The organism is Microbacterium sp., assembly GCF_049650565.1.
Taxonomy (GTDB): domain Bacteria; phylum Actinomycetota; class Actinomycetes; order Actinomycetales; family Microbacteriaceae; genus Microbacterium.
This window is the reverse complement of record NZ_JBASAK010000066.1, coordinates 1-22,304: the sequence shown is the minus strand read 5'-3', so window position 1 is coordinate 22,304 and position 22,304 is coordinate 1. Positions and strand designations below refer to the sequence as shown.

The following is a 22,304-nucleotide window of genomic DNA, read 5'->3' as shown; positions in this document are numbered from 1 at the left end:
CGGCGATTCAACATCCGCTCATTCAACCACGAGGCCGGGGCGTGCTCGACGCGGCGGGCCGCGACGTGCTCTCCCGCACGATCAGCGTGTGCGGGACGGGATCGGTGGATGCCTGTTCTCCGAGCGTCGCAGCGACGGCTCGTCGCGCGATCTCGATCTTGTCGGGGGACGCCGTGGTCAGTCGCGGCGTCGAGAAGCGACCTTCGGGAATGTCGTCGAAGCCGGCCACGCGGATGTCGTCCGGAACGCGCCGTCCGGCATCATGCAGCGCGCGGATCACGCCGATCGCGACCTCGTCGGTCACGCAGAACACGGCATCGACATCTCGCTCGGCCAGCGTGATCCCGGCGCGAAATCCGGCTTCGGCGGTGTAGTCCTCGAGGCACACGTCGATCACGGGGTCGAGGCCGTGTGCGGCGAGCACCGACCGACACCCGCTGCGGCGCAGCTCGTTGAAGTGCGGCTGGTGCTCGGCATCGGCGGGCCCGCCGATGAAGGCGATGCGCCTGCTGCCGGAGTCGATCAGGTGCGTCGTGATCTCGGCAGCCGCACGCGAGTTGTCGATGGCGATCGTGCTGACCGTCTCATCGAGGAAGTGCTCGCCGATGAGGGCGACGCTCGTGCGGGCTGAGAACGTCTCGATGTCGTCGAGGGTCAGACCCAGGGGACTGGCGACCAGTCCATCGGGTTGCAGCGCGAGCAGTCGCTCGATCTCGGTGAGCTCGCGTTCACGGGAGCCGTGGGTCTGAGCGATGATGGTGCCGAGTCCGCGAAGGGCGGCCTCCTCGATGATGAGGTTGGCGAGTTCGCCGAAGTATCCGACACCGACCTCGGGAACGGTCAGCGCGATCACCCCGCTGCGGCCGGTGCGCAGCCGCTGCGCGGCGCGGTTGGGGACGTAGCCGAGCTCGTCGATGGCGTGCAGCACGCGCGCCCGCGCCTCCTCGCTGACGTGCGGAAAGCCGATCACGACGTTCGAGACGGTGCGCCTGCCGACGCCGGCGAGTCGGGCGACATCCATCTGGGTGACCATTGCACTAGAGTAATGCTGTTTCCACGTGGAAAATAGCGGCCACCGCGGTGCCCCCCAGCCGCGGTGGCCGGCCACCAGTCCCACGGCAAGAGGTAGTGACGATGACGTCTTCGCATCACCGACCCACCCCTTCGCGGTCCGCCGCGGCGAAATCGGCGCCGCCGCGCCCGGGGTCACGTCTGTGGGTGACCGTCATCGTCCTGGGGCTCGTCGGCCAGCTCGCCTGGACCGTCGAGAACATGTACCTCAACCTGTTCGTCTACGAGATGATCACGCCCGACCCGACCGTGATCGCCCTCATGGTGGCGCTGAGTGCGATCGCCGCGACGCTCGCCACCCTGCTCGTCGGCGCCTGGTCTGACCGCTCCGGCAGGCGCCGGGTGTTCATCACCATCGGCTACATCGCCTGGGGAGTCTCCACGGCCGCGTTCGGTCTGCTCGCGCCCGAGTCCGGTGCAGTCGCCGCGCCCTATGTGATGGCGGCGATCATCGGCATCATCGTGCTGGACTGCGTGATGAGCATGCTCGGCTCAGGCACCAACGATGCAGCCTTCGGCGCCTGGGTCACCGAGGTCACGACCGACCGCACGCGCGGCCGCATCGACGGCGCGCTGGCGATCATGCCGCTGATGGCGATGCTGCTCGTCTTCGGCCTGCTCGACCCCCTGACCCAGGCGGGGCAGTGGCGGCTGTTCTTCGCCATCGTCGGCGCGATCACGGTGCTGGCGGGCATCGGCGCGTGGTTCCTCGTGCGCGACGTGCCACCCGTCGCCGACATCGCCACGAGCCCGTCGGTGCTCGCTCGCCTCGCAGAGGGCTTCCGCCCCGCGGTGATCCGCTCCAACGCCGCGCTGTACGTCTCGCTGGTGCTCTGGCTGGTGGTCGGCACCTCGAGCCAGGTCTTCCTGCCGTACGTGATCATCTACCTCGAGTACTGGCTGCAGGTTGATTCATACGCACTGATCCTGGGCAGCTCGCTGCTGGCGGCATCCGCCGTCAGCGTCGTGGGCGGTCGCGTCATGGACCGGGTCGGCAAGCGCCGCGTGCTGCTGCCGGCCACCGGGATCTTCGCCGTGGGGCTGATCATGATGTTCTTCGCGCGCAGCACCGGCACGGTGATCATCGCCGCCTCTCTCGCGCTGGGCGGCATGATGCTGGCGATCGCCTCGATCTCGGCGACGGTGCGCGATGAGACTCCCGACGGCCGGGCGGGCATGGTGCAGGGACTGCGCATGGTCGCAGCCATCATGATCCCGATGATCATCGGCCCGTTCCTCGGTGCGTGGGTGATCTCGGGCACGGGGCAGGCCTACGTCGATCTGGGCGTGACGCGCCCCGTTCCCGGACCCGAGATGTTCCTCGCCGCGACCGCTGTGCTGGTGCTCGTTCCGGTGCTCGCCGTCGTGCGCAGCAGGTTCGAGCGGCGGGTCGACGAAGCCGTCGGGGAGGCCGCACCATGACCGGCATCCCGTTCCCCGAGTATCCGCGGCCGCAGCTGCAGCGCGCGAACTTCACGATCCTCAACGGGCGGTGGGAGTACGCGATCACTGCCGCAGGGGCAGAACCCGCCACGTGGGACGGCCGCATCCTCGTGCCCTACTCGCCTGAGACCGAACTCTCGGGTGTCGGCAGGCAGCTGCAGCCGGACGAGACGCTCTGGTACCGACGCGCGCTCGAGGTCACCGCGCGCGATGGGCACCGCACCCTGCTGCACTTCGGTGCGGTCGATCAGACCTGTCGCGTGCTGATCGGCGGCGTCGAGGTCGCCACGCACATCGGCGGGTACCTGCCGTTCACGATCGACATCACCGACGCGATCCGCGCAGGATCACACCACGAGCTCATCGTCGAGGTGCGCGATGCCAGCGACACCTCGCATCATTCAGTCGGCAAGCAGCGGCTGAAGCGCGGCGGCATCTGGTACACGGCGCAGTCGGGTATCTGGCAGACCGTGTGGCTGGAGAGCGTTCCCGAGAACCACATCACCGGATTGCAGCTGCGCACCCCCGATGCTCGCATCGGCGCACCGGAAGCCGACCTCGAGCTCACCGTGCACAGTCGCATGGCAGCAGAGGTGTCGGTGATGGTGCGGGACGGCGAGCACGTCGTCGGCACGCTCACAGGCCCGTCCGGCGAGACGCTGCGGCTGAGCATCCCGCATCCGCGCCTGTGGAGTCCAGAGGACCCGCACCTGTACGACCTCGACATCACCCTCGGCGATGATCACGTGCGCAGCTACGTCGGCGTGCGCAGTGTCGATGTGGCTCCGGATGCCCAGGGCGTGCCGCGCCTGCGGCTGAACGGGAGGCCATACCCGCACATCGGCGTGCTGGATCAGGGCTACTGGGACGGCGGCCTGTACACGCCATCCGGCGACGACGCGTTCATCGCCGATATCGCCGCGATGAAGGATCTCGGCTTCACGATGATCCGCAAGCACATCAAGATCGAGCCGCTGCGCTGGTACCACCACTGCGACCTGCTCGGCATGCTCGTCTGGCAGGATGCGGTCAACGGCGGGGAGCGCTACCGACCCTCGGTCATCACCGCACCGGTGATCTCGCCGCGCATCCGCTACTCCGACCACCGGCATGCCGCATTCGGGCGAGCGGATGCGCAGGGCCGCGCGCAGTTCCTGCAGGAGCTGGACGACATGATCGATCTGCTGCGGAACACGCCGTCGGTTGTGACCTGGGTGCCGTTCAATGAGGGCTGGGGCCAGTTCGACGCGGCGCGGGTCGCCGAGCGCGTGCGCCGGCGCGACCCGGATCGCATCATCGACCACGCCAGCGGATGGCACGACCAGGGTGCCGGCGACCTGCGCAGCCTGCACATCTACTTTCAGCCGATCCGTCCCGCCGGGTGGTGGGGCAGGGATTCTCGGGCGCTGGTCGTGTCGGAGTACGGCGGGTACAGCCTGCGACTGCCCGGGCACCGCTATCCCGAGAAGGAGTTCGGATACCGTCGCCTGCAGAACCGCGAGGAGCTCACCCGAGCGTACGAGCGGCTGCACCGCCGTGAGGTGATCCCCGCGATCGCCCGCGGGCTCTCGGCCACCGTGTACACGCAGCTGTCCGACGTCGAAGACGAGTCCAACGGCCTGTTGACCGCGGACCGCACCGAGGTGAAGATCGACCGCGCCGTCGTGCGCGCACTGAACGATCAGTTCCGCCGCGCATTCACCGCGGCAGCACAAGAGGAGAGTGGAACATGACCGAGCGCGAGATCACAGAGCCGGTGGCGCTGTGCCTGGCCAACGGCGATCTCAACCCGGATGCCGTGGGCTGGACGCGCAGGCAGCTGCTGGACACATCGCGCATCGGCCGTGGCATCCGGGACCGCGGTCGCAACAAGCGCTGGGAGTACTGGGCCGTGGTCAGCCCGACCCACATCATCTCGCTGACCGTCTCATCGCTCGACTTCGCCGCTGTGCACGGATTCTGGGTGCGTGACCGTCGCACCGGGGTGACGATCGACCGCGGTCGCGTCGGCGGGCCCTGGACGGCCACGCTGCCGCCGTCGCTCGGAGAGGGGCCTGCGCGAGCGCGGATGCGCGGATTGGACATCTCGATCACCGAGGTCGAGGGCGGCACGCGCCTGATCGCGGCAGCGCCGCAGCTCGCCGTCGATGTCGTCGCCGCGCAGGAGCCGGATCACGAGGCGATGGGTGTCGTGGTGCCGTGGAGCAAGCGCCGCTTCCAGTACACCGTGAAGGATGTCGTGCGCCCCGCCACGGGAACGCTCACCGTCGACGGCGAGGTGACACAGCTCGACGACGCCTGGGCGGTGCTCGATCACGGCCGCGGGCGCTGGCACCACAGCGTGCGCTGGAACTGGGCGGCCGCCGTCGGGCACACGGACGGCCACCTGGTCGGCCTGCAGTTCGGTGCACGGTGGACCGAGGGCACCGGCATGACCGAGAACGCTCTCGTCGTCGACGGCCGGGTCACCAAGATCCACGAGCAGGTGCGCTGGGAGTACGACCTCGAGCATCCGATGCAGCCGTGGCGGATCGTCGGAACCGACGTGGACGTGACGCTCACGCCGGAGTACGACCACGCCTCCCAGTTCGACATCGGCCCGCTCGGCACCCGCGGTGATCAGGTCTTCGGCGTCTTCAACGGCTGGATCCGGGTCGCGGGGGAGAGCACCCGGATCACAGACCTGTTCGGCTGGGCCGAAGACGTCGCGAACCGCTGGTGAGATGGCGCAGGTCGGGTAGAAGACTCAGTATGCGTCGGTCTTGACCCAGGATGCCGGGATGAACCGTGCCGCCAGCGCTTCCGCACCGCGCGCCAACAGCGTGACATCCGCGCTCGCCGAGAGGAAATCAGCGCCGGCGGCGAGATACGCATCCGCCGCGCTCGGATCGAAGGCGTTCACTCCCGCCTTCTTTCCCGCCGCGTGCGCGGCCTCGAAGACCCGGTGCACACTCGCCACGACATCCGGATGTCCCTGCTGACCGGGCAGGCCCATCGACGCCGACAGATCCGCAGGACCCACCAGCACACCGGCCACGCCATCGACCGCCGTGATCTCGGCTGCCGCAGCGACAGCATCCGCCGATTCGATCTGCACGAACAGGGAGATCGTCTCGGACGCACGCTGCACGTACCCCGGGATCCGGCCCCACCGCCCGCTGCGAGCCAGCGCGGAGCCGACCCCGCGCACACCCTCCGGCGGATAGCGCACCGCAGCGACCGCCGTGCGGGCCTCGTCGGCCGAAGACACCATCGGCACCAGCAGATTCTGCGCACCGGTGTCGAGCACCTGCTTGATGATGACCGGCTCGTTCACCGGCACCCGCACGAGCGTCGGCACGTGGTACGCGGCGATCACCTGCAGCTGCTGCTGCACGGTGGTGAGGGTGTTCGGGCCGTGCTCCATGTCGATCAGCAGCCAGTCGATGCCGGAGCCCGCGCAGATCTCCGCGTTCAGCGTCGATGCGGCGCTCAGCCACATGCCGATCAGGGGACGGTCGGCGGCCCGCAGCGCGGCGGCGAAGGTCGGGTCTAGACGAATCGGCATTCGATGGTCCCCATCTCTCGGTAGTCGCATCGCACGGCATCCCCGCGCTGTACCCACATGGGCCTCGTGAACGATCCTGCCAGGATGACCTCCCCGGCCTGAAGGCGCTGACCGTGCTGATGGAACTTGTTCGCCAGCCAGGCCACGCCCGTCGCCGGGTGGCCGAGCACGCCGGCGGCGACGCCGGTCTCCTCGATCTGCCCGTTGCGGCTGAGCACCCCGGGCACCCAGCGCAGGTCGATCTCGTCGGGGCGCATGTGCACGTCGCCGAGCACCATCGCGCCGTAGGCGGCGTTGTCGCTGATGGTGTCGACGATCGTGCGACCCTCCAGCTCGATGTGCGAGTTGAGCACCTCCAGCGCCGGCACGGCGTAGTCGATGGCGGCCAGCGCGTCCTCGAGCATGCAGTCGGGGCCTTCCAGCGGCGCCTTCAGCACGAACGCCAGCTCGACCTCGATGCGCACGTTCGAGAAGTGGTCGAACGGGATCTCGGCGCCGGAGCGGTACACGGTGTCGTCGAACATCACGCCGTAGTCGGGCTCGGTGATCCCGGTCGCCTGCTGCATGGCCTTGGAGGTGAGCCCGATCTTGCGGCCGATCAGCGTGCGCCCGGCCGCCAGCTGCGAGTCGCGCCAGACGCCCTGGATCGCGTAGGAGTCCTCGATCGTGGCATCGGGGTACCGCGCCGTGATCCGCGGGATCACGCTGCGGGTGCGCTCGGCCTCGGCGAGCTCTGCCGCCAGGGCCGTGATGGTGTCGGCGGGGAGTGTCACAGCTGGTGGCCCAGCTTGTACTCGCCCTGCTTCCACTCCGGCATCTCCTGCTCGTCTTCGGAGCGGGTGTACGAGAAGCCGTCGGCGCCGATGGTCACGGCCATCTCGCTGGTGTCGGTGCGGGCGCGCACGGGCTGCGGGTTGCCGTCCAGGTCGAGCACGAGCGACGCGTCGGTGTACCAGCTCGGCACGACCGGGTTGCCCCACCAGTCGCGGCGCTGGTTGTCGTGCACGTCCCAGGAGATGACCGGGTTGTCGGGGTCACCGGTGTAGTAGTCCTGCGTGTAGATCTCCACGCGATGCCCGTCGGGGTCGCGCAGGTACAGGTAGAACGCGTTGGAGACGCCGTGCCGGCCGGGACCGCGCTCGATGGCGTCCGAGTGCCGACGGGCGCCCAGGATGTCGCAGATCGCCAGGATGTTGTGCTTCTCATGGGTCGCGAACGCGACGTGATGCATGCGGGGCCCGTCGCCGCCGGTCATCGCGGTGTCGTGCACGGTGGGCTTGCGGCGCATCCACGCGGCGTACACGGTGCCCTCTTCGTCCTGGATGTCCTCGGTGACGCGGAAGCCCAGTGACTGCATGAAGTTCACGGCACGCGGCACATCGGGGGTCACCTGGTTGAAGTGGTCCAGTCGTACCAACTCGCCGGGCTTGTGCAGGTCGTAGCGCCACGACATGCGCTCGACGTGCGTGGTGGCGAAGAAGAACTCGTACGGGAAGCCCAGCGGGTCGACCACCCGCACGGAGTCGCCGATGCCGTTCACGAAGCCATCCGGATTGCGGCGCACGTCGCAGCCGAGCTCCGTGTAGAAGGCGACCGCCTTGTCGAGGTCGTCCGCGGAGCGCACCCGGTACGAGAAGGCCGCGACCGCCGCGACCGGGCCCTTGCGCAGGATGAGGTTGTGGTGGATGAACTCCTCGGTGGAGCGCAGGTAGATCGCCTGGTCGTCCTCTTCGGTCACGTACAGGCCGAGGATGTCGACGTAGAACTCGCGGGATGCGGCGAGGTCGGTGACGATCAGCTCCATGTACGCGCAGCGCAGGATGTCCGGCGGGGACGCCTGCGGGGTGGCGATCGGGTTGTCCGAGCGGATCGGCGCCTCCTGGCTCACGTAGAAGCCGGAGGAGGTGAGGGTCATTTCATCGCGGTTGGTCATGTCAGCGTCCTTGCTAGGTGTGGGGGAGAAGGGTCAGCGGGGGTCCGGGTCGTCCAGATCCTGCTTGCCGAAGGCGGGGTTGTGCGGGGCGCCCAGCGTGATGTGCACGCTCTGCTGGTCGGTGTAGAAGTCGATCGAGCGGTAGCCGCCCTCGTGACCCAGACCGGATGCCTTCACGCCGCCGAACGGGGTGCGCAGGTCGCGCACGTTGTTGGAGTTCAGCCACACCATGCCGGCTTCGACGGCGCCGGCGAAGTTGTGCGCGCGCTTGAGGTCGTTGGTCCAGATGTACGCCGCCAGGCCGTACTTGGTGTTGTTGGCCAGCGCCAGCGCCTCCTCGTCGGTGTCGAACGGCGTGATCGCGACCACCGGGCCGAAGATCTCCTCCTGGAAGATGCGGGCGTCCGGCGACACGTCGGCGAAGGCGGTCGGGGCGACGTAGTTGCCGGTGGGGAACCCGTCGGGGCGTCCGCCGCCGGCGATCAGGCGGCCCTCGCTCTTGCCCAGCTCGACGTAGCTCATCACCTTGGCGTAGTGCTCGGGGTGCACCAGAGCGCCGACCTCGGTGGTGGGGTCGTGCGGCAGGCCCACCTTCACGCGGCGCGCCATCGCGCCGAAGCGCTCGACGAACTCGTCGTAGATCGAGCGCTCGACGATGATGCGCGAGCCCGCCGTGCAGCGCTCGCCGTTGAGCGAGAACACGCCGAACACGCAGGCGTCCACAGCGGTGTCGAGGTCGGCATCCGCGAACACGACCGCAGGGCTCTTGCCGCCCAGCTCCATCGAGAGGCCCTTCAGGAACGGTGCGGAGTTCGCGAAGATCAGCTGGCCGGTGCTGCTCTCGCCGGTGAACGAGATCAGCGGGACATCCGGATGCTTCACCAGCGCGTCACCGGCATCCTCGCCCAGCCCGTTGACGAGGTTGAAGACGCCCTTCGGCAGCCCGGCCTCCTCGAAGATTCCCGCCCACAGCGACGCCGACAGCGGCGTGAACTCGGCGGGCTTGAGCACCACCGTGTTGCCGGTGGCCAGCGCAGGTCCCAGCTTCCAGGATTCCAGCATGAACGGGGTGTTCCACGGCGTGATCAGGCCGGCGACGCCGATGGGCTTGCGATTGACGTAGTTCATCTGCTTGCCGGGCACCTTGAACGCGTCATCGGCCTGGGCGACGATCAGATCGGCGAAGAAGCGGAAGTTCTCCGCGGCACGCCGCGCCTGGCCCAGTGCCTGCGTGATGGGCAGGCCCGAGTCGAAGGATTCCAGCTCGGCCAGCCGCGCGTCACGCGATTCCACGATGTCGGCGATGCGGTGCAGCACCCTGCTCCGCTCGCGAGGCAGCATCCGCGGCCACGGACCGTCGGTGAAGGCGCGTCGGGCGGCGGCGACTGCACGGTCGATGTCGGCCTTCTTGCCGGCTGCGGCGTGCACGTAGGTCTCGTTGGTGACGGGGTTGAGCACGTCGAAGGTGTCGCCGTCGAGCGAATCCGTGAACTCGCCGTCGATGTAGTGCTGGATCTTCGCCGGCAGATCGGCCGGGGTGTAGACGTCGGTCATCATCATCCTTCTTCGGTGGTGTGGTGGTGGCGGGCATCCAGGAAGGCATCCATGGTGCGCCAGCGGTGGTCGCGGGCGGCGAGCTCGATCTGCAGCGGCTCGGCGCCGCTGCGGATCAGCTCGAGGATCTCGTCGTGCTCGTCGACGGAGTGTCCGGCTCTGCTCGGCACGTATGTGAACGAGGTGTCGCGGATGCCGGAGAGCCGGGCCCATCCGCGATGCACCAGGTCGAGGATGTGCGGGTTCGGGCACGGCTCGAAGAGCACCGAGTGGAACTGCTGGTTCAGCTTCGTGAAGGTGAGGGCATCGAAGTGGTCCAGCAGGTGGCGCATGCGGTCGTTGGCGGCCTGCGCGCGGGCCAGGTCGTCGTCGCTCAGCAGCGGGGCGGACAGCGCTGTGGCCGCTCCCTCGATGATGCCGAGGGTCTGCATGGTGTGCGCGTATTCGCTCTCGTCCACCAGCGAGACGTGCGCGCCGATGTTGCGCTCGAAGGTCACCAGGCCCTCGGCCTCGAGCCGGCGGATCGCTTCGCGCACGGGCACGACGCTCATGCCGAGTTCGCCGGCGATCGCTCCCAGCACCAGCCGGTAGCCGGGCCCGAAGGCGTGCGAGGTGATGCGCGAATGGACCCAGTCGTAGGCCTGCTCCGACTTGCTCGGCGCGTGCACGAGGGTGCTCATCCTCGGGCCTCGGGCGACGCTTCGACAGGCTCAGCGACCCAGGTCTGCTGGGTCCCTGAGCTCGTCGAAGGGTCGCGGCTCTCGAACTTCGCGCGCCACTCGGCATTCATCGGGAACAGGCCGTCGAGCTTCTCGCCTTCTGCTACGCGGTCGGCGATCCAGGCATCCTGCTCCTCCTGCGCGAGCGCCGCGTCGGCGACCTCTTCGGCCAGCGCCGGCGGGATGACGATCACGCCGTCGCCGTCGCCGACGATGATGTCGCCGGGCTGCACCGCCGCGCCGCCGCAGGCGATGGTGACGTCGGACTCCCACGGGACGTGCTTGCGGCCCAGCACCGAGGGGTGGCGGCCCTGGGAGAACACCGGCAGGCCGATCTCGACGACGGCGTCGTAGTCGCGCACGGCGCCGTCGGTGACGACGCCCGCGGCGCCACGGGTCTTCGCGCGCAGCGCCAGGATGTCGCCGAGCGTGCCGGCACCGGCATCCCCGCGGCATTCGATGACGACGATCTCGCCCTCGTCGACGGCGTCGAACGCCCGCTTCTGAGCGTTGTAGCCGCCGCCGTGGCTGGTGAACAGGTCCTCGCGGGCGGGGATGAACCGCAGCGTCTTCGCCGTGCCGACGATCTTGCTGCCGGCGATGTTGGCGCGCACGCCGTCGATGAAGCACGAGTGCAGGCCGCGCTTGCGCAGCTGGCTGGACAGGCTGGCCGTGGGCGCTGCCTCGAGCTTGGCGCGCAGCTCGGGCGTCAGTCTGCTCTGGGCTCCTGAGCCGGTCGAAGCGTCGAGCCCGGCGAGCTCGCGGGAGCCCCACGCCTCGGCGCGCTGCAGGTCGTCGACGGCCGGCAGCGACCCCAGGGCGGGGTCGAACGGCACGGTGCCCTGCGTGACGGTGGTCACCAGGCGCCCCGAGGTGGGGGAGCCCTCGGCATCCGGGGCATCCACCTCGATCTCGACGACGTCACCGGGCACGATGACGCTGGAGCCGGCGGGGGTGCCTGCCAGGATCACATCTCCGGGCTCCAGTGTGAAATGCTGCGACAGGTCGGCGATCAGCTGGGCCAGCGGGAACAGCACGCCCGATGTGCTGTCGTCCTGGCGCAGCTCGCCGTTGACCCATGCCCGCACGCGCAGCGCCGTCGGGTCTACCGTCGAGGCGTCGATGAGCTCCGGGCCCAGCGGAGTGTAGCCGTCGCCGCCTTTGGAGCGCACGTTCGAGCCCTTGTCGTTGGCGCGCAGGTCGTACAGCCCCAGATCGTTGGATGCGGTGACCGAGGCCACGTGCGACCAGGCGTCGGCGACCGGGACGCGGCGGGCGGCCGTGCCGATGATCAGCGCGATCTCGCCCTCGAAGGCCAGCAGCTCGGTGCCGGCGGGGCGCTCCACAGTGCCGCCGGAGACGCCGACGGAACTGGCCGGCTTGAAGAAGTAGGAGGGGGCTGCGGGCGTGCGTCCGCGCTGCTCGGCGCGCGAGCGGTAGTTCAGATGGATCGCGACGATCTTGCCGGGTCGGGGGATTGCCGTCATGGGTGCGCCTCCTTGCGTTCGCACGTGGCGGATGATGCCCTTGTGCGTCGTATTCGAAATCGTATATCATCACCCGCAGTGGGGCAAGCGTTCTGATCACTCGCCCTGGACAACGAAGTCACCTCGAAGGAGAGACTCATGAGCATCCAGCCAGAAGGCGGGTTCACCCCCACCGGAACCATCGCATCGTCGGCGGATCGCCGACGCGTCGTGTTCGCCACCGTGGTCGGCACCACCGTGGAGTGGTACGACTTCTTCATCTACGCGTTCGCGGCCGCGACCGTGTTCGCCACGTTGTTCTTCGAGCCGATGGGTGACCAGTTCGCCCAGATCGTGTCGTTCTTCAGCGTCGGCATCAGCTTCCTGTTTCGCCCGCTGGGCGCATTCCTCGCAGGCCACTTCGGCGACAAGCTCGGGCGTCGCCCGATGCTTGTGCTGACGCTGCTGCTGATGGGTGGCGCCACCACCCTCGTCGGCTTGCTGCCCACGCACGCGCTGATCGGCGTGTGGGCTCCCGTCCTGCTGATCCTGCTGCGCGTGATCCAGGGAATCTCTGCCGGCGGTGAGTGGGGCGGCGCCGTGCTGATGGCCGTGGAGCATGCGCCCAAGCACAAGCGCGGCCTGTTCGGCGCCTCGCCGCAGATCGGTGTGCCGATCGGCCTGTTGCTGGCGTCCATGGTACTGGCCGTGACCGAGAGCATCTTCCCCGGACCCCAGCCGGGTTCCACCGTGGCGCTGGCGGATACGCCGTTCGGCCAGATCGGCTGGCGCATCCCGTTCCTGCTCTCGATCGTGCTGATCGGCGTCGGCTACTGGGTGCGGCTGCGGGTGTCGGAGAGCCCGGTGTTCACCGAGATCGCCGCACGTAAGGACGAGACCCGGATGCCGATCGTGCAGCTGCTGCGCCACCACCTGCCGCTGGTGATCGTCGCGGCCCTCGTGTTCGCCGGGAACAACGCCGTCGGCTACATGACCACCGGCGGCTATGTGCAGCACTACGCCACCGACCCCAAGGGCCCCATCGGCCTGGCCACCGGCCCGGTGTTCTGGGTCGTGGCGCTCTCGGGCGTCACCTGGCTGTTCTTCACCTGGTTCGCCGGCTGGCTCTCCGACAAGCTGGGTCGCCGCACCACGTACATCATCGGCTGGATCGCGCAGCTGATCGGCGTCTTCCTGCTGTTCTTCCTGACCAACCTCGGCACCATCGCCTCGCTGGCCGCCGCGCTCGTGGTCCTCACGGTCGGCCTCGGGTTCACCTACGGACCGCAGGCCGCGCTGTACTCGGAGCTGTTCCCGGCGTCCATCCGCTTCTCCGGCGTCTCGATCTCGTACGCGATCGGCGCCATCGTCGGCGGCGCGTTCTCGCCGGTGATCGCGCAGGCGATCTTCCAGTCGACGCACTCGACCACGGGCATCACCTGGTACCTGGCGGGCATGACCGTGGTCGGCCTGATCGCCACGCTGCTGCTGCGCGACCGCAGCGGCATCCCGCTGGGCCCGGAGAACGAGGCCGAGCAGGCCGCGTCGCCGATCTACGGGATGTCGCGGGCCTGACCGACGGATCCGCTGCCTGTGCATCGCAAAAGGGTCCGGCCGGTGACTCCGCATCACCGACCGGATTCTTCGCCAGGGGGTCAGCTTCTCTTGGCTACCCGCATCGGCGGCAGCTGGACCGTCGATGTGTTCAGATCCTGCGCCTTGATCAGCGAGATGCCGCGTGTCTCGGGGATGGTCCAGACGGTGACGACGCCGACGAGTCCGACCACGAGGAGGAACCAGCCCGGCACGAGAGCATCGTGGGTGAGTGAGATGAGCCACGTGAGCAGATAGGGCGCGGTGCCTGCGAACAGTGCTGCCGTGACGGCGTAGGCGATCGACAGGCCCGTCTGACGGGTCCGCGTGGGGAAGAGCTCCACGACGGTCACCGCGTGGGTTCCCAGCACGATCGCCAGAAGGAATGCGAGACCGAAGGTGGAGATGAACACCGCCGAGTCGGTCCCGACCTGCATGAGCAGGAACAGGGGGACGGCCAACAGGGTCTGCGCGACGGCGGCGAACATCAGCACCGGCTTGCGGCCCAGCCTGTCTGAGGCGATGCCCGCCAGTGGGACGATGATGAGGCCGAGGGCGGAGGCAAGGGTGGACAGCAGCGCGGCCCGTCCGGCGTCGAAGCCGATCGTCTCCTCCTGATAGGTGAGCAGGTAGACCAGCACGACGTAGAACGTGACGTTCATGAAGATCTCGATGCCACAGGTCTGCAGGAACTCCCGACGGTTGCGCTGGAAGACCTCCTTGACCGGAGCGTGCGAGACTGCCTGCAGCTCCTTGAGCTGTTCGAAGTCCGGGGTGTCCTCGATCTTGAGTCGGATGTACAGCCCGACGACGCCGAGCAGGGCGGTGAACAGGAACGGGATGCGCCAGGCCCAGGCCAAGATCACGTCGCCGGGGAATGCCTGGTTCAGCAGGAACACGGCGAACGAAGCGAGCAGGAACCCGAGAAGGCTGCCGAACTCCAGCCAGCTGCAGCCGAATCCGCGCCGCTTGCGTGGCGAGAACTCGCCGAGGAACGCGGCGGCACTGCCGAACTCGCCACCGGCGGCCAGGCCCTGAACCACGCGCGTGACGATCAGCAGGATCGGAGCGAGGATGCCGATCGTCTCGTAGCCGGGCAGCAGTCCGAGCGCGAGGGTCGCGACGGCCATCGCGATGATGACCACCGACAGCGTAACCTTGCGGCCGAGCCTGTCGCCCAGCCGGCCGAAGATCACCGCACCGATGGGGCGTACGAGGAACGACACGGCGAAGACGGCGAATGCGGCGAGCAAACCGGCGGTGTGATTGGCCTCGGGGAAGAACACGACCGCGATGGTGCCTGCCATGTATGCGTACACGGCCCAGTCGAACCAGTGGACGAGAACACCGATGGAACCGGCGACCACGCTCTTGCGCAGGCTCTTCGCCGATACGCTCTCGGCGGGATCGACGACGCTGCCGATGGGTTCTGGGGTGGGGGATATTGCCGACATTGACCGATCTCCTCGTTGAGCGGGTGCTTTCGCTCACAAGCTTGCTGGCGGCCAAGCCATCTGTAAAACGGAATAAAGTACAGGCTGCGTTCGGTTCGGCCTATACCTCGACTGCAGCCGTGTGAGCATCGGCGCCGAGGATCTTCCGGCACTGGCCGATGAAAGCAGTCGCTCGACGAGTGAGATGGCTGCCGGCGAGGTGAACCGCGACCACCGGGAGTCCGTGCCATTCGCCGGCGAGCGGGCGGGTCGCCAGCGGCAGGCCCTCGTAACTGACGTCGATGTCCGTCGGCTGGTTCAGTATCGAATAGCCCAGGCCGCGCGCGACGAGTGCCCTTACGAGCTCGAACTCCGTGGTGCGGAATCGGATCGTGGGCGTGAGTCCGTGCAGCGTGAAGAACGAGCGGAAGTACTCCCCGCCGGGTGGCAGGTCGAAGAGTATCAGCGGTTCGTCAACCAGTCGGCGGAGGGGGATGCTCTCCTGCCGGGCGAGCTCGTGGTCGCGCGGCAGCAGCACGTAGGGCGGGATGGACTGCAGAGGGATCTTGCGCACGTCCCCGGCCAGGAGCCCAGGGGCGAAGTCGTAGTCGTACAGCAGCGCGACGTCGCACGTACCGTCCAGGAGTTTCGAGCGGAGGCTCGCATGGGAGCCCACGACGAAGTTCAGGTCGACAGCAGGATTGGACGTGAGAAAGGCGTCGAGCACCGGAGGCAGCAGATGCGGCGCCAAGGTCGAATAGCATCCGACGGTCAGCCTCCCCGACAGCGCCGTATTGTGCTCCTCGGCACTGCGCTCCAGATCGTCTGCCTGAGCCAGCAGCTGACGCGCACTGCGCAGGATCGAGTGGCCCACCGAGGTGAGCGTGAGTCCGCGGGCGTGTCGCAGGAACAGCTGGACGCCGAGTCCGTCCTCCAGTTCCGCGAGAGCCGTGGACACCGCCGACTGCGAGAGGAGCACCCGTGCTGCCGCCGCTGTGACGCTGCCGGTCTCAGCTGCGGCGACGAAGTACTCCAGTTGTCTGAGCGTGACACGGGCCATAGTGCTCACCTTAGGTCGGTGGCTCAGTGCCGGGCCAGTCCGGCGCGGGGTCAGTTCCGCACGGCGTTATCGGGACGATGCTGCGCGGTCGCGGCGACGTCGAGCGCCGTCCAGGCCAACGCGGTGGCGCCGTCCAGAAGCGTGCGTTCCGCAACAGGGCCGACGCAGTGATCGGCGAACTCGCACTGGTGGTTCGACACCGGGTAGGAGTCGACGCCGATGTAAGGGTGGATCGCCCGTACGAGCTGCGACACGTTGCCCATGTCGGTGGAGGCCGAAGCCATCGTCGTGGACGGACCCTCCGACGCGAAGGTGCGCCCGAGCGCCGTCGCGTTCGCGACATACGCATCCAGCGCCTCGCGATCGGTGCGGAACTCCGCGTACGGCTTGCTCTCCGGTGTGATCTCGAGCGTGCAACCGGTGGCGAGCGCTCCCGCCTCGAAACAGGCCATCACCCGGGGTGCGAGCTCTTCCAGCTGTTCGAGCGTCGCCGCCCGCACGTACCAGCGGCCCTCACTGCTGCCGGGGATGGCATTGGGTGCTGTCCCCGCATTCGTGACGATTCCGTGCACGCGCACACTCGCAGGCAGCTGCTGCCGCAGCAGGCCGAGTGCGACCTGCGCGATGGTGAACGCGTCGGCGGCGTTGACGGCCAGAGTTGGGTAGGCAGCGGCATGCGCAGTCCTGCCGGTGTATGCGATGTGCCAGTGCGCCACGGCGAGAGGTACCGCTTCAGCCACGTCGACAGGTGCGGGGTGTGCCATCATCGCAAGATCTAGACCTGCGAATGCGCCCCGGTCAAGGAGATCGATCTTCCCGCCGCCACCCTCTTCGGCGGGAGTGCCGTACACCTCGACGGTCAAGCCGGCGGTGTCGGCGACCTCGGCAAGGGCGAGACCCGCCCCGGCGCTCATCGCTGAGATCAGATTGTGCCCGCAGGCGTGACCGAGCCCCGGCAAGGCGTCATACTCGGCCATCAGCCCGACACGGAACTGGCCGGAGCCGGCCACCGCGCGGAAAGCGGTCGGCAGGCCCAGGTAGCCACGCTCCACGGAGAATCCGGCGTCTTCGAGGACCGCGGCGACCGCGTGCGCGGATTCAACCTCCTGCCAGGCCGGCTCGGGGTGCTCGTAGAGCTGCTGGGACAGCGCGATCAGCGCACCGGAATGAGCTTGAACCGCCTGCTGCGCCTCGTGCTTCTGGGCAGAGGCCTGCTCCAGCGGAATCGTGTCATTCATCACCGGGGACTCCGTAGGCGGGCGCCGTCTCCGGGTGCATGCCGCGGGTGACGTAATCGTCGCGCTGCGGCAGCCATAGATCCAGCAGCGTCGACAGCTCGCCGATCGGATCGTGCTCGGCCCAATCCACTCGCAGGTCCGTGACGTTCCATCCCGCGTCCCGGGCGACGGCCATGCCGGCTGAATGCACCTCGCCGGCTTCGCCGCCGGCATCCAGCCCCGCGCTCATGGCGGCCAGAAGCCGGACTTCGAGGTCGCCTTCAGACTCTTCGAATGCCCTGAGCATCGCGGCGGGCACCTCCGCGGAGGAGAGCAGGTTGCCCGCGGTCACGACCCCGTTGCCGGTCGCTGTTGCGTGCGTGCCGAGGGTGTGGGCACCTGAGTGCACGGCGACGCGACCGGTGGCATCCACCACCGCCACCTGACGGTACTCACTCGTCGCGTCGGCGGACATCAGTGCCGCCAGCGCCTCGTCAGGGTCCTTACCGGTCGCGAGCGCGTCGAGAAGCGCCTTGCCGTAGCGAGGATCGGTGATGTTCTGAGACCCGACGGCGCCCACGCCACCCCGCAGGTGCAGGCACCGGGCTGCGACCGCCGGAGATGACGACGAGACCGCCATGCCCACGGCACCCGATGCGTCCCGGGCGATGATCGAGAAGGTCATCGCGCGCGCTCGCTGATCACGGCGGTCGCGTCGATCTCGACGAGCCACTCGGGACGTGCGAGGGCACTGACGACCAGGCCCGTTGAGACGGGGAAGACGCCGGTGAGCCAGCGGCCCATCACCCGATACACGGTCTCGCGGTAGCGCGGGTCGATGATGTAGACGACGACCTTCACGATGTCCTCGAGCGACGAACCGGCCTCGTCGAGCAGCATGCTGATGTTGGCCATGGCCTTCTCGGCCTGCGCCTCGACGTCGCCGATCCCAACCGACTCGCGGGTCTCGAGATCCTGCCCGATCTGGCCGCGGAGGTAGACGACCCCGTTCGCGACGACGGCCTGGCAGAGGTCGTTGTTGAGGTTCTGCTCCGGGTAGGTGACCTTCGTGTTGAAGGGGCGAATGCGGGTGTGCGTAGGCATCAGTTGACTCCAGTCGACAGGACCGCCTCGCGGTCGGGCTCTTCAGGAACAGGCGAGGCGGGTGCCTCTCTCGGGGTGGTGTAGGTCAGGTAGTTCTGCTGGATGAGGATGCTGTCGGCGAGGTACTTCGCGTCGTGCCACACTCCCCAGATGAAGCTGGATCCGCGGCGGGACTGCCAGGGCAGTCCGAGGAAGTAGATGCCCGGCTCGGCGGCGACACCGCGCTGGTGCTTCGGGCGACCGTCATCGTGGAACGCATCGACGTGCATCCAGCTGTAGTCGGCGGCGAATCCGGTGGCCCAGATGATCGTCGTGACGCCCGCCTCAGCGAGATCCAGCGACAGGATCGGGTCGCTGATGCACGATGGCTCGGGGCCGAGGATGTGAGCCTCAGGCTCCTCCGGCAGATCAAGTCCATTGCGTGCGATGAACTCATCGGCCTGCTCCAGCAGGCCGAGGTAGTTCGCGTCGCCGCGCCGGATGTTCTCGCGCAGGTCGGGATTGAAATGCATCACACCACCGTCGAATGCCGACGTGCGCCCGACGAGAGTCACGCCGTCCGCGGCGAGTCGCCGGAAGTCGACGGTGTGTCCGCCTTCCGCGCCGCTCACGGCGATCGTGACATGCTCGGCCCCTTGCGGCGGCGTGGCCATCTCCCACAGCCCCAGCACGCCGAGCCACCACACGAAATCGCGCCCCCGGTAGCTGCGCGGAGGGCGGTCGTGCGGCCCGACCGAGAGGTACACCCGGCGGCCCGCCCGCTGGATCTCGGCGGCGATCTGTACGCCCGAGGATCCGGCGCCGACCACCAGCACAGCACCTTCGGGCAGCTGTCCCGGTCGGTGGTACTCGCTGGAGTGGAGCTGGTGTAGACCAGCACCCGATGGCACGATTGGCGGGATTGCGGGCTGCTGGAATGGGCCGGTCGCGGCCACGACGTAGCGCGCATCGATGTCGCCATCCGTGGTCTCCACGCGGAAACCGGGGCCGCCCTCCCGCTTGCGCACGGCGGTGACCTCGACGCCGGTGCGCACGGGTGCGTCGAGCATCTCCACATACTCCTCGAAGTAGCGCGCCATGCGGTCCTTACTCGCGAACTCGTCGTCGCCGACGCCTTCGATGGCGAGCCCCGGGAATCGGTCATGCCACGCGGGTCCGTTGGCCACCAGCGAGTCCCAGCGCATCGTGCGCCAGCGTTCGGCGATGCGGTCGCGCTCGAGCACGACATGCGCGATTCCGCGCTCCCCGAGGTGCTCACTCATCGCGATTCCGGCCTGGCCTGCGCCGATCACGACGACATCGGTCTGCTCGATTCCCGCGCGCTGGTCGCGCCGTTGTGCGTCAGTGTTCGACATCCTGCTCCCTCTCCTCAGGGGAGCCGATTCTCGAATCGTTTCGTTTCGTGGCTCCTCGCGTTGACCACGCTATTGCGACGAGCATGAGAGATAAAACAGAAAGAAGAGTGGGAAGGCATAGAAGAAATCAATGGCTGCGCGACTCGGCGGATCCGGGGTGGATGCCACAGCGCTCTGAACCCCCGTTCGCACCGCTGCGGGGTCAGCCCCCTGAGAGCTTGCGGATCGCGGTGGCCGAGTGCTGCAGGCGGGCGATGATCTCAGCATCCGGTTACTGCGATGCCACGTGCACGACGGCCAGCGCCGCCGGGTACCCTGCTGCTGCGGGACCGCAGCGGCATCCCGCTGGGCCCGGAGAACGAGGCCGAGCAGGCCGCGTCGCCGATCTACGGGATGTCGCGGGCCTGAGGCGCGCCATCTCTGAAGGACGTCTGCGCTTCTGAAGGATGCCCGATGCTCGGGCGTCCTTCAGAAGCGCGGACATGCCCCGAAGCCGACCGGACGTCGGACGCTTCAGCCGCCGAGCGCCTCGCGGATCGCGGCGGCGGAACGCTGCAGGCGGGCGGCGATCGTGGCATCCGGATGCGGGGATGCCACGTGCACGACGGCCAGCGCCGCGGGGCGCCTGCCGCGGAGCGCCAGCGGCACGGCGACCGAGCGCAGGTTGGGGATGACCTCGTCGTGACTGGTGGCGAAGCCGCGTTCGCGGGACACCTCGACCTCGGCGCGCAGGTCGGCCGAGACTTCGGGCCACTCGGAATCCCGCAGCTGGGCGAGGATGGCCCGCCCTGGTGCGCCGGCGGTCACCGGATGCCGGGTGCCCGGCCGCTGCGCGACGTTCGCCACCGTGTGACGCGGCTCGACGCTGGTGAGCGTGATGACCTCGTCGCCGTCGAGCACGGCCAGGAAGGCCGTGAGCCCGAGCTCGTTCGCGACGGCGGTGAGCTCGGGCAGCGCCTCGGCCTGCAGGTCGTGCGCGACCCCGGCCGCCAGCGCCGCCATCCGGGGACCGAGGGACGCGAGTCCTGCCGCGTTGCGAGCCACCAGGCGGTGATCCTCCAGCGTGCGCAGCAGGCGGTAGGCGATCGAGCGGTGCACCTCGAGCCGCGCGGCGACCTCGTCGATCGACAGCGGGCCGTCGGCGAGTATCTCCAGGATCCTGATGCCGCGGCTCAGCGTCTGCGAGGCGGGGGCGGCGGACATGCGGGCTCCTTCTCATCGCGGTGCTCTTGTCACGGCATCCGCTCGTCGTATACGATCTGTTCAATAGTAGAACGTGCTGTTCGAATATAGAACGCGCGTGACGGCAGTGCAACACCTGACGACGATGTTCAGGGAAGGACCCGAAGATGCAGTTCCACCACCACGGCTATGTCTCCCACGATCCGCGCGTGCTCCCCGCCGCCGGGCTCGGCATGAACCGCTCCGCCGATCTGCCCGACGAGGTCGACGTGCTCATCGTCGGCTCCGGGCCCGCCGGCATGCTGCTGGCCGCGCAGATGTCGCAGTTCCCCGACGTGAACACGCGCATCATCGAGAAGCGGGACGGTCGACTCGTGCTCGGGCAGGCCGACGGCATCCAGCCCCGCAGCGTCGAGACCTTCCAGGCGTTCGGGTTCGCCCCGCGCATCATCGCCGAGGCGTACAACATCGGCTGGATGAACTTCTGGGGTCCCGACCCCGAGAACCGCGACAACATCATCCGAACCTCCCGCACCGAGGACTACGGGCTGAAGATCAGCGAGTTCCCGCACCTGATCGTCAACCAGGCGCGCGTGCTGGACTACTTCGCCGAGGCCGCCGCGCACGGGCCAGGGCGCATCGAGCCCGACTACGGCGTGGAGTTCCGGGGGCTCACCGTGCACGATACGGGGGAGTACCCCGTGGAGGTGCGGGTGAAGTACTGCGCGGGGTCGCGTGAGGGCGAGGAGCGCATCATCCGCGCCAAGTACGTCGCCGGCTGTGACGGCGCTCGAAGCGGCGTGCGCGAGGCCATCGGGCGCAAGCACGTCGGTGCGATGGCCGCGCACGCGTGGGGCGTCATGGACGTGCTGGTGAACACCGACTTCCCGGACTGGCGCACCAAGTGCGCGATCAACGCCGAGGCGGGCAACATCCTGCACATCCCGCGCGAGGGCGGCTACCTCAGCCGCATGTACATCGACCTGGGCGCCGTCGCCGAGGATGACAACCACCAGGTGCGCTCCACCTCGATCGAGCAGATCATCGCCAAGGCCAACGAGATCCTGCACCCCTACACGCTCGACGTGAAGCAGGTCGCCTGGCACAGCGTGTACGAGGTCGGCCACCGCGTCACCGACGGCTTCGACGACGCTCTGGATGCCGAACGTCACCCGCGCGTGTTCCTCACCGGAGACGCCTGCCACACGCACAGCGCCAAGGCCGGGCAGGGCATGAACGTCTCCATGCAGGACGGGTTCAACCTGGGCTGGAAGCTCGGACACGTGCTCACCGGCCGCGCTCCGGCCGAGCTGCTCTCGACCTACGCCGCCGAGCGCCGTCCGGTCGCGCAGCAGCTGATCGACTTCGACCGCGAGTGGTCATCGCTGATGGCCCGCAAGCCCGAGGAGATCTCCGACCCGCAGGAGCTGGCGACCTACTACCTGGCGACCGCCGAGTTCCCCTCGGGGTTCATGACGCAGTACCCGCCGTCGATGATCATCTCAGGCGCGTCGCGGCAGGAGCTGGCCGGCGGGTTCCCGCTCGGCAAGCGCTTCAAGTCCGCCCAGGTCACCCGCGTCAGCGACGGCAACGCCGAGCACCTGGGCCACCACGCCAAGGCCGATGG

General features: G+C 68.3%; 20 protein-coding genes. 6 read left to right on the top strand and 14 right to left on the bottom strand.

Annotated features, from left to right (window positions below):
* Nucleotides 1-22 precede the first annotated feature (22 nt).
* Complete coding sequence (locus WA967_RS11705) at nucleotides 23-1,033, bottom strand: LacI family DNA-binding transcriptional regulator (protein WP_424422688.1); 1,011 nt, start codon at nucleotides 1,031-1,033, stop codon at nucleotides 23-25.
* 185 nt (nucleotides 1,034-1,218) lie between these two features.
* Between WA967_RS11705 and WA967_RS11700 the strand changes: the two genes are divergently transcribed.
* Genes WA967_RS11700 through WA967_RS11690 form a run of 3 tightly spaced genes read left to right on the top strand, consistent with a single transcriptional unit; the run spans nucleotide 1,219 to nucleotide 5,236 of the window.
* Nucleotides 1,219-2,493 carry an MFS transporter gene (locus WA967_RS11700; RefSeq protein ID WP_424422685.1) on the top strand — a complete coding sequence of 425 codons (1,275 nt, stop codon included), beginning with the start codon at nucleotides 1,219-1,221 and terminating at the stop codon, nucleotides 2,491-2,493.
* A complete protein-coding gene (locus tag WA967_RS11695; RefSeq protein ID WP_424422682.1) occupies nucleotides 2,490-4,247 on the top strand; it encodes a glycoside hydrolase family 2 protein in 1,758 nt (585 codons plus the stop codon). The genes WA967_RS11700 and WA967_RS11695 overlap by 4 nt, the downstream gene beginning before the upstream one ends.
* Nucleotides 4,244-5,236 (top strand): DUF2804 domain-containing protein, encoded by a 993-nt coding sequence (locus tag WA967_RS11690; RefSeq protein WP_424422680.1) that lies wholly within the window; start codon nucleotides 4,244-4,246, stop codon nucleotides 5,234-5,236. Before WA967_RS11695 ends, WA967_RS11690 begins: the two co-directional genes overlap by 4 nt.
* Before the next feature lie 24 nt (nucleotides 5,237-5,260).
* Here WA967_RS11690 and WA967_RS11685 read toward each other — a convergent pair whose 3' ends face one another.
* The 6 genes from WA967_RS11685 to WA967_RS11660 are packed head-to-tail and all read right to left on the bottom strand — an operon-like array spanning nucleotide 5,261 to nucleotide 11,754.
* Nucleotides 5,261-6,061 (bottom strand): aldolase/citrate lyase family protein, encoded by an 801-nt coding sequence (locus tag WA967_RS11685; RefSeq protein WP_424422677.1) that lies wholly within the window; start codon nucleotides 6,059-6,061, stop codon nucleotides 5,261-5,263.
* Complete coding sequence (locus tag WA967_RS11680; protein ID WP_424422674.1) at nucleotides 6,046-6,834, bottom strand: fumarylacetoacetate hydrolase family protein; 789 nt, start codon at nucleotides 6,832-6,834, stop codon at nucleotides 6,046-6,048. Before WA967_RS11680 ends, WA967_RS11685 begins: the two co-directional genes overlap by 16 nt.
* Nucleotides 6,831-7,994 carry a 3,4-dihydroxyphenylacetate 2,3-dioxygenase gene (gene hpaD / locus WA967_RS11675; protein WP_424422671.1) on the bottom strand — a complete coding sequence of 388 codons (1,164 nt, stop codon included), beginning with the start codon at nucleotides 7,992-7,994 and terminating at the stop codon, nucleotides 6,831-6,833. The genes WA967_RS11680 and hpaD overlap by 4 nt, the downstream gene beginning before the upstream one ends.
* Nucleotides 7,995-8,027: 33 nt before the next feature.
* Nucleotides 8,028-9,548: a 5-carboxymethyl-2-hydroxymuconate semialdehyde dehydrogenase gene (gene hpaE / locus WA967_RS11670; protein ID WP_424422668.1), complete on the bottom strand. Its 1,521-nt coding sequence runs from the start codon at nucleotides 9,546-9,548 to the stop codon at nucleotides 8,028-8,030.
* A gap of 2 nt (nucleotides 9,549-9,550) precedes the next feature.
* Nucleotides 9,551-10,228, bottom strand: coding sequence for a GntR family transcriptional regulator (locus WA967_RS11665; protein ID WP_424422666.1), 678 nt, complete (start codon nucleotides 10,226-10,228; stop codon nucleotides 9,551-9,553).
* Nucleotides 10,225-11,754 carry a fumarylacetoacetate hydrolase family protein gene (locus WA967_RS11660; RefSeq protein ID WP_424422664.1) on the bottom strand — a complete coding sequence of 510 codons (1,530 nt, stop codon included), beginning with the start codon at nucleotides 11,752-11,754 and terminating at the stop codon, nucleotides 10,225-10,227. The genes WA967_RS11665 and WA967_RS11660 overlap by 4 nt, the downstream gene beginning before the upstream one ends.
* Nucleotides 11,755-11,892: 138 nt before the next feature.
* Between WA967_RS11660 and WA967_RS11655 the strand changes: the two genes are divergently transcribed.
* Nucleotides 11,893-13,308: an MFS transporter gene (locus tag WA967_RS11655; protein ID WP_424422662.1), complete on the top strand. Its 1,416-nt coding sequence runs from the start codon at nucleotides 11,893-11,895 to the stop codon at nucleotides 13,306-13,308.
* Nucleotides 13,309-13,388: 80 nt separating this feature from the next.
* Here the strand turns inward: WA967_RS11655 and WA967_RS11650 are convergent, their stop codons facing one another.
* From WA967_RS11650 to WA967_RS11625, 6 genes are all read right to left on the bottom strand, one after another.
* Complete coding sequence (locus tag WA967_RS11650; RefSeq protein ID WP_424422660.1) at nucleotides 13,389-14,780, bottom strand: MFS transporter; 1,392 nt, start codon at nucleotides 14,778-14,780, stop codon at nucleotides 13,389-13,391.
* Between the two features lie 100 nt (nucleotides 14,781-14,880).
* A complete protein-coding gene (locus WA967_RS11645; protein WP_424422657.1) occupies nucleotides 14,881-15,819 on the bottom strand; it encodes a LysR family transcriptional regulator in 939 nt (312 codons plus the stop codon).
* 50 nt (nucleotides 15,820-15,869) lie between these two features.
* Nucleotides 15,870-17,057 carry a M20 family metallopeptidase gene (locus tag WA967_RS11640; RefSeq protein WP_424422655.1) on the bottom strand — a complete coding sequence of 396 codons (1,188 nt, stop codon included), beginning with the start codon at nucleotides 17,055-17,057 and terminating at the stop codon, nucleotides 15,870-15,872.
* Nucleotides 17,050-17,721, bottom strand: coding sequence for a DUF1028 domain-containing protein (locus WA967_RS11635; RefSeq protein ID WP_424422652.1), 672 nt, complete (start codon nucleotides 17,719-17,721; stop codon nucleotides 17,050-17,052). The genes WA967_RS11640 and WA967_RS11635 overlap by 8 nt, the downstream gene beginning before the upstream one ends.
* Nucleotides 17,718-18,140, bottom strand: coding sequence for a RidA family protein (locus WA967_RS11630; protein WP_424422651.1), 423 nt, complete (start codon nucleotides 18,138-18,140; stop codon nucleotides 17,718-17,720). The genes WA967_RS11635 and WA967_RS11630 overlap by 4 nt, the downstream gene beginning before the upstream one ends.
* The gene (locus WA967_RS11625) at nucleotides 18,140-19,495 is read right to left on the bottom strand and encodes a flavin-containing monooxygenase (RefSeq protein ID WP_424422649.1); all 1,356 of its coding nucleotides are present in this window, start codon (nucleotides 19,493-19,495) and stop codon (nucleotides 18,140-18,142) included. The genes WA967_RS11630 and WA967_RS11625 overlap by 1 nt, the downstream gene beginning before the upstream one ends.
* Nucleotides 19,496-19,774: 279 nt before the next feature.
* Here WA967_RS11625 and WA967_RS11620 point away from each other — a divergent pair, with 279 nt between their 5' ends.
* A complete protein-coding gene (locus tag WA967_RS11620; RefSeq protein WP_424422745.1) occupies nucleotides 19,775-19,903 on the top strand; it encodes a hypothetical protein in 129 nt (42 codons plus the stop codon).
* Nucleotides 19,904-20,008: 105 nt separating this feature from the next.
* Here WA967_RS11620 and WA967_RS11615 read toward each other — a convergent pair whose 3' ends face one another.
* Nucleotides 20,009-20,698: an IclR family transcriptional regulator gene (locus WA967_RS11615; protein ID WP_424422647.1), complete on the bottom strand. Its 690-nt coding sequence runs from the start codon at nucleotides 20,696-20,698 to the stop codon at nucleotides 20,009-20,011.
* A gap of 146 nt (nucleotides 20,699-20,844) precedes the next feature.
* On the opposite strand from WA967_RS11615, the gene WA967_RS11610 reads away from it, so the two are divergent.
* Nucleotides 20,845-22,304 (top strand): FAD-dependent monooxygenase (locus WA967_RS11610; RefSeq protein WP_424422645.1); only part of this gene is annotated, 1,460 nt, incomplete at its 3' end.

Excerpts from the sequence above, each read along its gene's own strand:
- WA967_RS11705 (WP_424422688.1), bottom strand. The coding sequence starts at position 1,033 with ATGGTCACCCAGATGGATGTCGCCCGACTCGCCGGCGTCGGCAGGCGC.
- WA967_RS11695 (WP_424422682.1), top strand. The coding sequence starts at position 2,490 with ATGACCGGCATCCCGTTCCCCGAGTATCCGCGGCCGCAGCTGCAGCGC.
- WA967_RS11690 (WP_424422680.1), top strand. The coding sequence starts at position 4,244 with ATGACCGAGCGCGAGATCACAGAGCCGGTGGCGCTGTGCCTGGCCAAC.
- WA967_RS11685 (WP_424422677.1), bottom strand. The coding sequence starts at position 6,061 with ATGCCGATTCGTCTAGACCCGACCTTCGCCGCCGCGCTGCGGGCCGCC.
- hpaD (WP_424422671.1), bottom strand. The coding sequence starts at position 7,994 with ATGACCAACCGCGATGAAATGACCCTCACCTCCTCCGGCTTCTACGTG.
- hpaE (WP_424422668.1), bottom strand. The coding sequence starts at position 9,548 with ATGACCGACGTCTACACCCCGGCCGATCTGCCGGCGAAGATCCAGCAC.
- WA967_RS11665 (WP_424422666.1), bottom strand. The coding sequence starts at position 10,228 with ATGAGCACCCTCGTGCACGCGCCGAGCAAGTCGGAGCAGGCCTACGAC.
- WA967_RS11660 (WP_424422664.1), bottom strand. The coding sequence starts at position 11,754 with ATGACGGCAATCCCCCGACCCGGCAAGATCGTCGCGATCCATCTGAAC.
- WA967_RS11655 (WP_424422662.1), top strand. The coding sequence starts at position 11,893 with ATGAGCATCCAGCCAGAAGGCGGGTTCACCCCCACCGGAACCATCGCA.
- WA967_RS11650 (WP_424422660.1), bottom strand. The coding sequence starts at position 14,780 with ATGTCGGCAATATCCCCCACCCCAGAACCCATCGGCAGCGTCGTCGAT.
- WA967_RS11645 (WP_424422657.1), bottom strand. The coding sequence starts at position 15,819 with ATGGCCCGTGTCACGCTCAGACAACTGGAGTACTTCGTCGCCGCAGCT.
- WA967_RS11640 (WP_424422655.1), bottom strand. The coding sequence starts at position 17,057 with ATGAATGACACGATTCCGCTGGAGCAGGCCTCTGCCCAGAAGCACGAG.
- WA967_RS11635 (WP_424422652.1), bottom strand. The coding sequence starts at position 17,721 with ATGACCTTCTCGATCATCGCCCGGGACGCATCGGGTGCCGTGGGCATG.
- WA967_RS11630 (WP_424422651.1), bottom strand. The coding sequence starts at position 18,140 with ATGCCTACGCACACCCGCATTCGCCCCTTCAACACGAAGGTCACCTAC.
- WA967_RS11625 (WP_424422649.1), bottom strand. The coding sequence starts at position 19,495 with ATGTCGAACACTGACGCACAACGGCGCGACCAGCGCGCGGGAATCGAG.
- WA967_RS11620 (WP_424422745.1), top strand. The coding sequence starts at position 19,775 with ATGCCACGTGCACGACGGCCAGCGCCGCCGGGTACCCTGCTGCTGCGG.
- WA967_RS11615 (WP_424422647.1), bottom strand. The coding sequence starts at position 20,698 with ATGTCCGCCGCCCCCGCCTCGCAGACGCTGAGCCGCGGCATCAGGATC.